This window comes from Chitinophaga sancti, assembly GCF_034424315.1.
Classification (GTDB): domain Bacteria; phylum Bacteroidota; class Bacteroidia; order Chitinophagales; family Chitinophagaceae; genus Chitinophaga; species Chitinophaga sancti.
In genome coordinates this window covers 2359551-2373707 of sequence record NZ_CP139972.1, presented here as the reverse complement: position 1 = coordinate 2373707, position 14157 = coordinate 2359551, and the positions used below count along the sequence as shown (strand labels likewise).

Below are 14157 nucleotides of genomic sequence, written 5' to 3'. Positions count from 1 at the left end.
CAGAAAATATTTTCCCAAATAAAAAACATCATATGAAACCTATCGCATTGTTAACTACAATTCCTTCGGACTCGCACAACTGGAACCTGTTTTTTATACAGTTGTTTTTACAGGAGAATGGCTTTGAGGTAATCAACCTGGGCCCCAGTGTACCCTATGATCTGCTTACGGAAGCCTGTATCAGTCATCAGCCGGACATGCTGATTGTGTCTACAATTAACGGTCACGGATATATTGAAGGAAAGGAACTGATAAAAAGAGTAAAGGAACTGGACAGCATGCAGGAGAAGCCCGTGTTTATTGGTGGGAAGCTGAGTACAGATGTGAATATGTCATACCTTTATGCAGTGGAGCTGGAGTCTGCCGGCTATACCCGTGCTTACTGCAACGATCAGGACCTTCAGGATTTTGGGCAGCGCCTGCAACACATAAAAGAGCAGGCAATGGTTGCCAGACAGGCTTAATAAATATTACTAATGATTAATCTGATTACATTACCATATGCGGGCGGCAATAAGTTTGCCTATAATGCGCTGAAGCCGCTGCTGAACCGGCATATTACGCTGGTGCCACTGGAACTGCCTGGCCGTGGGCAGCGCATGAATCTCCCTTTGCTGGGCGATCTGCACCAGATGGCGGATGATCTGCTGGTACAGGTGAATCCATATATTCGCGGTGACTATATGTTTTTTGGCCATTCTATGGGCGGTACTTTGGGAAACCTGCTGATACATAGGTTGCAGGCTAGCGGACGCAGGCTGCCGCTGCATTTCCTGGTAACGGGTTGTGCCGCGCCGAAGGTAAATCACTTACGTACTGTTCGGCATAAACTACCTGACCGCGACCTGCGCGAGGAGTTACGCGCACTGGGCGGCTTCCCGGAGGAAGTATTGAATAACCAGGCGCTGATGGAGTTCTTCCTGCCGATTATCCGGGAAGATATGCGGGCGTTGGAGCTGTATCAGTATCAGCCGCTGGGCAAATATGATGTGCCGGTTACCGTGATTAATGGCACCTCAGAGCCAATATCTGATGAAATGGCTGCAGGATGGGCGGATGAGACGAGTTTTGCTCCTGACATCCGCCGGCTTGATGGGGATCATTTCTTTATCCTTCAGCATTTTGCAGAGCTGGCAGCTATTCTCAACAAACAAACGGCCAGGACATCTTTTGTATGATTACATTTTCCTGTTTTTTATACCGGCAGCAGCTGAGCAACACGTTGTTTGATGTGTTGCTGCATTGTTTGCCGGTGCATATGCGGGCAGATGTATGCCGGTACCGCCGCTGGGAAGACCGGCAGAACTGCCTGTTTGGCCGGTTGCTGCTGCGCGATCTGCTGTGTGCGGAGGGTTATTCGCCGGACTCACTGGAACGGGTACACCCAGATACCGGAGGGAAACTGGTGTTGGATGATGCCGTGGATTTCAACCTGTCGCACTCCGGAAACATGGTGCTGGCTGCTATTACGCGCTATGGCCGAATCGGCGTGGATGTTGAGCTGATGGCTGACCTGCACCCTGAAGATATTGCCGTAGCATTGCGTTCCGATGAACTGGAGCGGCTGCAGCGGGAAGGTAAGGAGGCCTTGTATGCGCTGTGGACCAGAAAGGAAAGCCTGGTGAAGGCAAGGGGGCAGGGGCTGGCGATAGATGTGAAAGACATCTGCCTGCGAAATGGCAACCGTGCCACATTGCGAATAGATGGTGTTTCTGAAACCTGGTATTATCAGCATGTACCGCTGCCTGCAGAGTATGTGTCGGTACTGTGCACTTCGCAGTTATTACCTGAAGCAGTTTTCCTGCCTGCGGAAGACCTTATAGACCGGGCAATCTGGTATGCAGGCATCGATGTAACAACCTTACCGTTTTTTGTTTAATCTCAATAAAAGAAATGATGAAAACCCTTCTTACAACAATAATCACCTTATTGCTCATTGTTGTTACTATTTCCGTCCGGTCGCAGGATGCAACGGGCAAAGTTACCGGTTATGTAAAAGATGTGACGGGGCAACCTGTCATCGCCGCTACGGTGGTGCTGCGCAAGGCCGCGGATTCTACGCTGGTGAAAGCTGCATTGTCGGATACAGCGGGACTGTATTCCTTCGAACAACTCCCTTTTGGAAATTACCTGGTGGCCATCACCAGTATCAGCTTCCAGCCGCAGTGGCTTTCGCTGAATCTGAACAGCGCCGCGCAGGAATTGCCAGCAACGATACTCACTCTTTCTTCAAAATCGTTATCAGCAGTAACGGTGACGTCTAAGCGTCCTATTATCGAACAGTTTGCCGACAGAACGGTGGTGAATGTGGAAACGATGGTATCTGCCTCGGGAGGCTCTGCTATGGATGTTTTGGAGAAATCGCCCGGTGTAACTGTAGATAAGCAGGGGAACCTGTCTATCCGTGGTAAGCAGGGGGTAAAAGTATTTATAGATGGCCGGGATACCTATGTAAATGGTGCCGACCTATCGGCCATACTGCGTAACATGCAGGCCAGCCAGGTAGACCAGGTGGAGATAATTTCCAACCCCTCAGCCAAATACGACGCCGCTGGAAACGGTGTAATCAACATACGCACGAAGAAGAGCGCTGCCCGTGGCTTCAACGGAAGCATCGCCCTCGCATACCTGCAGGGGCGCTATCCGGGTACCACGCAACAGCTCACGTTCAATTACCGCAGTAAATATATCAACCTGTTCGGTAATGCCGGATATGCTTACAGGAAAGGATTTGAAGATGTATACATCCTCCGGAATTTCAGGACCACATCTGATGAGATCAAAACAATCTACGACCAGCGCTCTTATACAAGGAACCTGAATAAAAGCCTGAATGCTAAGCTGGGCATAGATTTTTATCTCTCCGGAAATACTATGCTGTCTGTAGCAGGCAGCGGATTCCGCAATCCGTCGTCTACACAAACAGAAAACAGAACTTTGTTAAAGAGCCCTGACGGTACTGTGCAAACTATTGTGATGGCACCCGCTGATATGGATGGCAAGTGGAATAACGGAGAGGCAAACATCTCCCTGAAGCATAATTTCGATTCTGCCGGTCATGCTATATCCCTGGATGGAAGCTATATGAAATACACGACCACGAGCGTGCAGCATTTCAACAACAGTTACTATGATGGCAAAAACAATCCGACAGAAACGCCATCGCTGTTTATGGCGGATATGCCCGGCAACATTCGAATCTACTCCTTCAAAGGGGATTATACCCTGCCTTTGAGCCGCACTGTTAAAGTGGAAGCTGGCGCCAAATATAGCGATGTAAGCACCGACAACAATGCGCAGTATTACCTGCAGCAAAGTGGTAGATGGGTACGCAGCGATTCCCTCAGCAATCATTTCCTGTATAAGGAAAAAGTACTGGCGGGCTACCTGAACTTCAACGGCGCCGGTGAAAGATTTGAGTGGCAGGTAGGGCTGCGTGCAGAGCATATGGATATTTCCGGTACGCAGATCAATGGCGACAAATCTTTTACCCGCAATGCACTGCAGTGGTTCCCATCCGCACTGGTGGCCTATACGCTGGACAAGCAGAATAAACTCAGCGCCAGCTACAGCAGGCGTATTGAGCGGCCGGATTATAAAAGTCTGAACCCATTCCGGTTCTACCTGGATCAGTATACATACGAAGAAGGTAATCCATATCTGAAACCGCAGTACAGCAATAATTTCGAGCTGAGCCACATTTTCATGGATGGAGCACTCACCACCACGCTGCTGTATAACAAAACATCAGACGTGATCCAGGAAGTGGTGCAGCAGCGGACCTCCAGCAATGAAACGTTTATTCGTCCTGAGAATATCAGCACAAGGAGGGTGGCCGGCATTAATACGAGTGCGCAGATTCCGCTGAGCGATAATCTCACTACTATTTTGTACCTGGAATATAACAGCAACAAATACAAAGGCCGTATAAATGATGAGCCATTTTCGCTGCAGGCAAATACCTTTTCCGGACAGTTGCGTCAGCAGATCAAGCTCCCCGGCAACTGGATGGTGGAGCTGGCGGGGCAATACACTTCCCGGGCTATTGACGGCACCTTCATTCAGCAGCCGATGGGCGTGATGGGAGTGGGCCTGCAGAAAGACCTGATGAAAAAAATGCTGACGCTGCGCCTCACGGGAGTGGATCTTTTCCGCTGGACCAAATACGAAGCTACCAGCCGTTATCAGTTGGTGGATATCTACGCCCTTACGAAATGGCAAACGCAGGCCCTGCGTTTTGTAGTTACCTATCGCTTCCGCAGTGGCCTCAAGGTGGAAGACCGGAGCCAGGAGAAATCCGCTTCTCCGGAAAAAGACAGGGTGAAGATGAATGAAAGCAAGTAAGTCTCCTTTTTCGTTTTTCAGTATAAAGACAAGGTTCCTGCATTTTGCAGGGACCTTCTTTACAGGGCAAACGCAACTAAATTTTCATATTCATGAGTAGGTGTTCGAGATACCAGGTTGTTCCAAGGTTAATAGAATAATTTCATATTAATTTCAGAATATTTATTTTAAGAAGAGATGGCGGAATCAGTTTTTTCTATATATTTATTTCTTTGAGTAGCCCTGGCGAATTTACCCCGAGGAATAATAGATAGATATCGTACAACTTAATAACTATAATATTAAAACCCAATTGCGATAATATTGAAACCCAGTCACAATGATGTTGAAACCCAATAAATAAGGTCTATTTTATAGGTTCTAATTATAAAATTGCTTGTGATACTTACGACAGTCACCTTTGGGAGTGTTTGTAATACTAATTGTTTGTACCAGCTCCTTGAAGCCATTGTACAAAAGTAAAAATAGAAACATCTTATGCAGAATAGTTTTTTTTTGGTTACAACATTCGTTTTGATTAACATGATTGTTTATGGGCAGGGAAAAGTTAAGCTGAGTGGAATGATTAGAGATACTACCGGGCACCCCTTGGAATTTACAGCAGTCTGCCTTGTAGATAATGGAGATACTACAAAGAATAAGTGTGTTTTTTCCGGAACGGATGGCGTATTTGTGTTTCCAAATGTTGCAGATGGAAGTTATTACATCAAAACAAGCTATACGGGTTATTATCCTTTCAGATCGGCTGTTTTTTCGATCAGTTCAGCTAAAGGGGAAACAATGGTGTTGCCTGATTATATATTGAGGCAGGATGGGGGGAAAATGCTTAAAGAAATATCGGTCACGGCACAAAAACCATTGATTGAAAAAAAAATAGACAGAGTGGTGTTGAATGTAGAGAACAGCGTCATGGCAAAAGGTAATACGGCGCTTGAAATACTTCAAAGTGCCCCGGGAGTGGGTGAGTCGAGGAATGGAACGCTGTCGCTCAGGGGGAAAGAAGGTACTATGGTACTGGTAAATGACAAGCCCACCTATCTGTCGGCAGCAGATCTTGCCGAGCTTTTACGTAATACACCAGGTACAAATGTTCACTCGATAGAATTGATCACTAACCCGCCGGCTAAATATGAAGCGCAAGGCACCGGTGGAATCATCAACATCAGAATGAAAACGACAAAGGCACTCGGCTTCAATGGCTCGGTAAACGCTATGGGTGGTTTTGGAAGATATTACAAGTGGAATACTGGTGTGGCAGCCACTTTTCGGACAAACAAAGTCAACTTGTCGGCCAATTATATTGCTTCCGGGAATCAGCGATTTAATGATCAGACGGTGGAAAGGACTAATATTAATAATGGGGTAATTACGCGATTTGACCAACAGGCCGACAGGGTGCGCAGGATTGGTTATAATCATTTTAATGTGTCTATAGAGTATTATCCGACCAGCAGAAGCACATTCCGCTTGTTTGCAGATGGATCTTTTAATACAGCTACCCAGACGCTCTATAACAATACCGGCATTAGCAATGGGGCAGAGAAACAGGATTCCTCCTACATGTCAGTGGCTCCGCTCAGGAGTAATTACAGTGATTTCCGTTATGGTGCTTCCTATGAGTATAAACTGGATTCTATAGGCAGTACACTCGGGATGGATTTTAATGCCGGCCGTTTTGATGCGAAAGAGGTAACACAATATAATAATGCATACTATCTGTCACCGGGTAAGCCGCTGAAAAGTTCAGATACACTAAGAATTAATTCGCCGATTAAAATTGATATTTATTCCTTTAATGCTGATTATTCCCGTCCGTGGCTCAATCGAAAACATGTAATGGATGCGGGTGTTAAATTTACCTACATTAAAACCAATAATGATTTCGGATATGACTCCCTGCGAAATGGTACATTTTATAGCACTATATTCAGTAACCGTTTTATCTATAAGGAGAATGTAAATGCCGGATATGTTAACTATAATTTCAAGGGAGATAAAACGTCAGTACAGGCTGGTCTGCGCGTAGAACAAACCAATTCGGAAGGGATTGCTTTAGGGGCGGATGAGAGTGTAAAACGTCATTATCTTGATTTCTTCCCTACCGCTTTTATTGATCAGAAATTATCCGCATCAAGTACTATCAATTTTGCGTATAGCAGAAGAATTGATCGCCCCAGCTATGAGGACCTGAATCCATTTGTCTATTTTCTGGATCAGTTTACATTCTCACAGGGAAATCCATTCCTGAAACCACAGTATAGTAACTCCTTTGAGGTGAATTACACATTACTGGATAAATACAATGCGAGCCTGAGCTATGTCAGGATCGGTCAGGTAATAAGTGAAGTTGTAAAAACAGATCCTGTTTCCAAGACATTGATTTTTTCATATGATAACCTGGCCAAACAAGATGTCTTTTCACTGGCATTGACTGCACCAATTAGTATTACCCGGTGGTGGTCCAGCCTTTTCTTTTTTAACACGAATCTGAATCATATTGTTACACCAGACTTTGACGGGAATCCGCTCGACGTCCGCCGACTGTCTTACAATTTTAATGTTAATGAAACATTTACTATTGATAATGCAACGAAATGCGAGTTGAACTTCGGTTATCAATCGCCTTATATTACCGGAACCATTTTTTACAATAAACCCCAGTACGGATTGGATTTCGGATTATCCAGAACATTTAGTAAACATATTAGTGCAAGTTTTTCGGTTAAAGATATTTTCCATACACGCACCCGATATTTTACCAGCTTGTTGCCCAACCAACACTATCAGTATTTTCAGTTACTTGAAACCCAGATTGTACGTCTGACGGCTACTTACAAGTTTGGGAACAGCAAAATACCCAAAGTCAAAAACGGAGCCGGTGCCTCAGAGGAAGAAATGAACCGCATCAAGGGTGCCAACTAGCAGCGAGAATTTGTTAATGATCACACTATGTCCAATAAAATTATTCATGCTGAAATCGAGAAGCAGGTAACAGCGTTCCCTGACCTGATCGCCGTAGAGGGGTACAATATGTCTCTGACGTATTGGGAATTAAACGAATATGCGAATCAACTTGCCCATGCCTTGTTGGACGCTGGTCTTCGCTCCGAGGGCACTGTTGGCGTATATGCAACAGGGGGCCCGCTACAGGTAATTGGCCTGCTTGGCACTTTTAAAGCTGCCGGCAGATATGTACCGATGTCACCGGATCAGGCGCTTCATCATATAGAACATGTTCTGGAAGAAACTTCCATGACTATCGTGGTAACGACCGCAGAACATTATCCTGCTCTTCAGAAAATACTTTTTCCCCGCGAAACGGCGATCCAAACCATAATAGTGCTGGATCAAAGATCCGATAAGGAAGTACTGCTGGATGTTATTAAACAGGATGCAGCAGGATTTAAAGTGGTGGTAAATGAGAACGCCTATAGTTCTAAAAACCCCGGACTAACCTTTCCGGCTGAAAACGATGCCTATATCTTCTATACTTCCGGTTCTACTGGAAAAAGTAAAGGAATTGTTGGTTCCCATATTGCATTGAGCCATTATATTCATTGGCATAAACAGGAATGGGCAATAGATACAGGATTTAGAATCAGCCAGCTGGCACCTATGACATTTGATGCCTCCCTCAAAGATATCCTGACTGCCTTGATTTCAGGTGCCACATTGTGTATGCCTGAAAGCAGCATTAAAAATAATCCTGTCAGACTGGTGGAATGGTTGAGGGAAGCAAATGTGACCTTACTCCAAACAGTTCCGTCTGTGTTTCGCCTGATCACGGCAGCACTCCCGAAAGGAGGAGCATTGCCTTCCCTGCGTTATATAGTGCTTGCAGGGGAACGGCTCCTTGGTCATGATGTACTGCGTTGGAAAGAAGCCAATGGTACCGGCGCGAGAATGTCTAACCTTTATGGACTAACTGAAACGACTATCCTGAAAACCTGTTTTCATATTGATACCTGGGAGTGGCAACCTGGTGAAGTACTGCCGGTGGGAATGCCAATCAGCAATACTTTGGTTGCTGTGATTAATAGCAGCAACAACATCTGCGAAGAAGGTGAAATGGGCGAGGTATTCATCAAGAGTCCCTATATCAGTAAGGGATATCTCGATAAAAGCCTCAATACAGGTAGTCTGGTACAAAATCCATTAGCAGGAAATGACAGGGTTGACCTGGTATGGAAAACAGGTGATCTGGGCAGATATCGTGGCGATGGTAGCCTGGAGATACTTGGACGCCGTGATGAGCAGGTTAAAATAAATGGCGTTAGAGTAGAACTGGAGCAGATACGTATAGCCATGCTGAAGCTGGAAGATATCACGAGGGTGGAGTTGCTGGTACACAGCGCAGAGGATGCCAGACAGGAGTTGATATGCTACTATACAGGTACTCGTCTGGCCGCAGCGGAATTAAGACAGCTTTTGTCTGATGATCTTAATCCGGCCCTGCTACCTGGCTATTTTGTATGGATGGATACATTTCCGCTTAATATGAACGGCAAGGTGGACCGAAAAGCGCTTCCCAAGCCGGAAGAGGTGACGCAGAGAGCAAACTATCAGCCGCCCAGACCAGGACTGGAACAACAGTTGGCGCTTTTGTGGCAACAAGTACTGGGAATAGAAAAGGTTGGTCGTGAAGATAATTTTTTCAATACCGGAGGCTCGTCTTTAAAGGCTATCCAACTGATAGCAAAAATATATAAGGAACTGGATGTACAATTAACCATCGCGGAACTTTTTGCTAATCCCATATTTTCACAATTATCTGCATTCATAGAACAGTCAAAACGACAGGCCTATCGTCCAATACCCAATGTTGCAGAAAGCGATAGTTATATACTTTCCAGTTCACAGAAACGCCTGTGGATTGCGAGTCAAATGAAAGAGCAGTCGGTAGCTTACAATATACCGGTTTTGTACAGGATTAAAGGCGCATTAAATATTCATGCATTATCAGAGGCTTTCCATCAGGCCGTTAAAAGGCATGAAAGTCTGCGCACTGTTTTTTCATTGATAGAAGGAGAACCACGTCAACGGATTTTATCTCCTGAAAAATCGGGAGTATCATTGGTGGTAAGGGACTTGCGGAGTTTGACTGTTCCTGAAGAGGCAGCGCATCAACGTGCAGCGGAAATAGGAGTGCATTATTTTAACCTGGAAAAAGGACCGTTATTGCTTGCTGAACTGTTGCGGATAGCAGATGAGGAATTTATACTCGCTTGTTGTATCCATCATATAATAGCGGATGAATGGTCAATGCAGGTATTAGGGCGTGAAATTATCGGAACGTACAATGCATGTGTTCAGGGCACCAGGCCTGAACTCCGGCCACTGAAAATACAATACAAGGATTATGCTTCCTGGCAGCAACAGGAACTAGCGGGGCTGCAGCTATTAGTGTCGCGGGAATTCTGGCTGTCAAGGTTTGGAGGTGAATTGCCGGTACTGAACCTGCCAGCGGATCGTAGCCGCCCGGTTATGCAAAGTTTCCGCGGAGCGCAGGTGAAGTTCAGATTTGATGCTGAACAAAATGAAACTTTCCGGCAACTGATACAAGAGAAGGACGCCACCCTGTATATCGGACTGCTAACGTTAGTGAATATACTTTTATTTCGATACAGTGGTCAGCACGACCTTATTGTAGGAACACCGGTTGCGGGTCGCCTGCATCCCGATCTTGAAGATCAGATTGGATATTATCTCAATACACTGGCACTGAGAAACACGATTGCCGGAGATGCTTCTTTTATGCAGGTGTTGGAAAGTGTGCGCCAATCAACAATAGATGCTTTCTCTCATCAGGCTTATCCTTTCGATCTGCTGATAGATGAATTAAAACTAGGTAGTGACCTGAGCCGTTCTCCTTTGTTTGATGTTGTTCTAATACTTCAGAATATCGAATTGAATGATGATGCGCAGCTGGAAATGAATGGTGTTGGCATGGAGATAGAACCTGCCAAAATAGAAATCAGCAAATGTGACCTGCGTTTTCAGTTTACTGCCGACAAACAATCCGGCATTCTTTATGGAAGTATCGAGTACAATACAGATATTTTCGACCATCAGCGAATTAAGCGTATGTCAAGGCACCTTATAGAGTTAATGAGTTTTGTTAACAATAGCCCACAAACACAGGTCAGTAATGTAGAGTACCTGTCGCCCGAAGAGAAGAAACTGGAAAAGAAAGCAATGGGGCTGTTCAACTCCAATATTGAAGAGACATTTTAGTTAACCTTATTGAATATATTACCATGTGCGGTATTACAGGTATTGTCTATAAAGATAAGCAACGATCTGTTGATGAAAGTACCATCCGAAGGATGGCAGATAAAATCATTCATCGGGGACCTGATGATTACAAGACTTTCATCAAAGGTCATGTTGGCTTCGGATTCAGAAGATTGAGTATCATCGATCTTGATTTGGGGGCACAACCCTTTGTAAGTCCCGATGGGCAAATTGTGCTTATCTGCAATGGTGAGATCTATAATTACAAGGAACTAAGGGCGGAAATGAAAAGCAGAGGGTATCAATTCCGTTCTAATTCTGATGTCGAAGTACTCGTACCATTGTACGAAACATACGGAACTGCCTTTTTGCAAAAGCTGAACGGTCAGTTTGCAATAGCCATAGATGACCGGAAAAATGATCTTTTGCTGCTCGCCAGAGACCATTTCGGCATATGCCCGCTATATTACACGGAACAGGATGAGGCATTAATATTTGGGTCAGAGATAAAGGCTATCTTCGGAAATCCGGCAGTTAACCGCCAGATCGATTTGAATGGATTAGATCAGATATTGACATATCCTTCTAATGTTAGTCCCACTACCATTTTTAATAATATTCTGAGCGTAAAACCTGGACATTATTGCATTTATAAGGACGGGCAAACCAGGAGCCACGAATATTGGGACCTGGATTATCCTGATCTGCAGGATACGTTGCACGCAACTAAGGATGAAGCTTACTATCTCGAAGGAATAGAGGCCCTGTTAAAGAAGTCGGTGGGTTACAGATTAAATGCTGATGTACCTGTTGGATTTTATCTTAGCGGTGGATTGGACTCTTCCCTGATAGGAGCACTGATGGCTCATGCAGCACCCTCGAAAAAATTTCAGTCATTTTCTGCAAGTTTCGGAGGCTCGTCTGATAACAAAACAATTAATGAACAAAAGTATCAGCAGCTGATGAGCAATTTTCTCAGTACTGAACATAATGATGTTGCTTTCAGTTGGGCAGATGCAGAGCATAAGCTTAAAGAGGTGGTTTATTATGCAGAAACACCCCTGAAAGAAACTTATAACCTCTGCTCCATCGCATTATCAGAAGCCGCACGGCAGAAAGGTATTAAAGTAGTGCTGTCTGGTGAAGGTGCAGATGAATTGTTTGGCGGGTATGCGGGGTATAAGTTTGATTCCCTGAAAAGTAGTGCCCTGGCCTCAGAAGATCTGAACGAATTATTTGATAAGGAGATACGGAAAACCATTTGGGGCGACCGGGAGTTCATTTATGAAAAAAATGAATACGATTTCAAAGAAACAAAGCAGTATCTGTATTCACCTGCACTGAATAAATCCTACGATAAATTCGACTGTCTTAAGAGCCCGGTAATAAATAAGCAAAGAATTGTGGGGAAACATCGTTTTCATCAACGATCATATGCAGATTTCCGTTTGAGACTTTCGGGCCATCTCATTGCCGATCATGGAGATAGAATGACCTTGGCCAATAGCGTTGAAGGAAGATATCCTTTTTTGGATATTGAGCTGGTAGAATTTGTGAAAACAATACCTCCAGGTATGATGCTCAATAATTTAAATGAGAAGTACCTGTTGAAAAAGGTAGCACATAATTTCATACCTAAAGATGTTATCTGTCGGGAGAAATTTGGCTTCGTTGCCCCGGGAAGCCCTGCATTACTGAAGAACAATAAGGAATGGGTAAACGACTTACTTTCCTATGACCGGATTAAAGCACAGGGTTTCTTTAACCCGGACGCAATAGAACAGTTGAAAAAATTATATCTGTCAGACTCTTTTGTATTCAATCCTCCTTATGATATCGACTTGCTTATCATTGTCCTGACATTCAATATCATGTTTGATTTATTTGTAGCCAACAATTAGAACTATGAAAATCAGTCAGATACTCTCTGGTAAACTAAAGAGCACAATTTTATTTATTGTGATTTTCGGATTGTTCAACAGTTTGTTGAATGGAACATTGCTTTTCTTTATCAATGCAGCAGTTACCGGAAGAGGACTTGCCTTTCCTGAAGCATATAAATTGCCATTATATGTGGGTGTTGTATTGCTGGCACTTGTTTGCTCCAGATATTTCCAGGTATACATGATACGGCTAACGAGCAATATTACCTTTGAATTTGAAAAGAATATTCTTGAGAAAATACGTTGCTCTACGCTTACCGAATTTGATGCGCTTGGCAAGGAGAATATTTATACTGCCATCAATGACACGAAGTCGCTCGCACATATTCCTGAAATTTTTATGAATGCCTTTAATGCAATGGTTGTGGTGCTCTGTTGCTTCGGGTATATGTTTTGGGTAGCACCACTGGGAGGTGTGATCATTCTCTTTACAATGGCTATTCTTGTTACCATATATCTGATAAGAAATAAAGGAATTCAGAAGGATCTGAATCAGCAGCGTGATCTTCAGAATAGTTATTATCGTTATCTAAACGATGCCATTCAAGGTTTCAGAGAGCTGAAAATAAATGTACAACGGAGCAATAATGTATATCATCGCTGGATATTCCCCAACCGCGAACGGAACAGGGAAATAACTAACAAAACATCTGTTAAATATCTGGATAATGAAATATCCGGCACTTATAGCTGGTATGTAGTTTTTGGGGTAATTATGTTTGTGTTGCCATTGATAATGAAAACCAATACTGCTACCCAGGCGGCGTTTCTTGTTACCATCATGTATCTGATTGGGCCTGTTGCTATTTTGATTACAATCATTCCTACTTATAATTCACTGAAGATTTCTTATGAACGGCTGGTAATATTTAATCACAGGCTTAGTATAAATGAAGGAGAGTTTACTGACAAAGATATCCATCACCGCGCAGAAAGTTTTTCAGAGGTGGAATTTGTGGATGTAAAGTACCAGTACATTAATAGTAATAATAAAGCCGCCGCCTTCACAATATCTCCTATCAGTTTACGTATCGAAAAGGGAGAAACAATCTTCGTTATAGGTGGTAATGGAAGTGGGAAAAGTACATTTGGACTGCTGCTTACAGGACTGGTTAAGCCAAAGTCCGGTCGTATACTGTTAAATGGAAATAATCTTTTGTCTGAAAATATTACACAGTACCGCAGCTACTTTTCTGCCGTTTTTACTGATGGGCACCTGTTCAATGAAAATTATGATAAAGTTGATTTACAGGAAACAAATACAATGTTATATGAATTGGTTTCCCTTCTCAAACTAAACGACAAGATAGAACTGGAAAAGGGGGCCGATAGATTTAATCATAATTTATCCAAAGGGCAAAGGAAACGCCTGGCGCTGATCTATGCACTACTTGAAAGTAAACCTGTGATAGTATTGGATGAATGGGCTGCCGAACAAGACCCCGGATTCAGAAGGTATTTTTATACAGAACTCATTCCACTGTTACAACAAAGAGGTAAGACTGTAATTGTAATTACCCACGATGATGAGTATTATAAATATGCCAGCAGGATTATAAAATTTAATTTCGGAGAAATTACATACGATAGCAGCAAACAGGAAACCGTGCCAGGAATGAACTGATTTTTTTAAACC

Annotated in this window: 8 protein-coding genes; all 8 read left to right on the top strand. The window is 43.8% G+C overall.

The window, feature by feature from the left end; translation table 11 throughout:
- The first annotated feature begins 32 nt into the window (after window positions 1-32).
- The 8 genes from U0033_RS08960 (at window position 33) to U0033_RS08925 (ending at window position 14145) form a co-directional block, all read left to right on the top strand.
- A complete protein-coding gene (locus U0033_RS08960) occupies window positions 33-464 on the top strand; it encodes a cobalamin B12-binding domain-containing protein (RefSeq protein WP_072365589.1) in 432 nt (143 codons plus the stop codon).
- A 12-nt stretch (window positions 465-476) separates the two neighbouring features.
- Window positions 477-1178, top strand: coding sequence for a thioesterase II family protein (locus tag U0033_RS08955; RefSeq protein ID WP_072365591.1), 702 nt, complete (start codon window positions 477-479; stop codon window positions 1176-1178).
- A complete protein-coding gene (locus U0033_RS08950; protein WP_072365593.1) occupies window positions 1175-1879 on the top strand; it encodes a 4'-phosphopantetheinyl transferase family protein in 705 nt (234 codons plus the stop codon). Before U0033_RS08955 ends, U0033_RS08950 begins: the two co-directional genes overlap by 4 nt.
- 14 nt (window positions 1880-1893) lie before the next feature.
- Complete coding sequence (locus U0033_RS08945) at window positions 1894-4344, top strand: TonB-dependent receptor (protein WP_072365595.1); 2451 nt, start codon at window positions 1894-1896, stop codon at window positions 4342-4344.
- Window positions 4345-4905: 561 nt separating this feature from the next.
- The gene (locus tag U0033_RS08940; protein ID WP_177318736.1) at window positions 4906-7266 is read left to right on the top strand and encodes an outer membrane beta-barrel family protein; all 2361 of its coding nucleotides are present in this window, start codon (window positions 4906-4908) and stop codon (window positions 7264-7266) included.
- Window positions 7267-7293: 27 nt separating this feature from the next.
- Window positions 7294-10578 (top strand): condensation domain-containing protein, encoded by a 3285-nt coding sequence (locus tag U0033_RS08935; protein ID WP_072365600.1) that lies wholly within the window; start codon window positions 7294-7296, stop codon window positions 10576-10578.
- A 23-nt stretch (window positions 10579-10601) separates the two neighbouring features.
- Window positions 10602-12479, top strand: coding sequence for an asparagine synthase (glutamine-hydrolyzing) (asnB, locus tag U0033_RS08930; protein ID WP_072365602.1), 1878 nt, complete (start codon window positions 10602-10604; stop codon window positions 12477-12479).
- A gap of 4 nt (window positions 12480-12483) precedes the next feature.
- On the top strand, window positions 12484-14145 hold the full coding sequence (locus U0033_RS08925; RefSeq protein ID WP_072365604.1) for a cyclic peptide export ABC transporter: 1662 nt from the start codon (window positions 12484-12486) through the stop codon (window positions 14143-14145).
- Window positions 14146-14157: the final 12 nt, after the last annotated feature.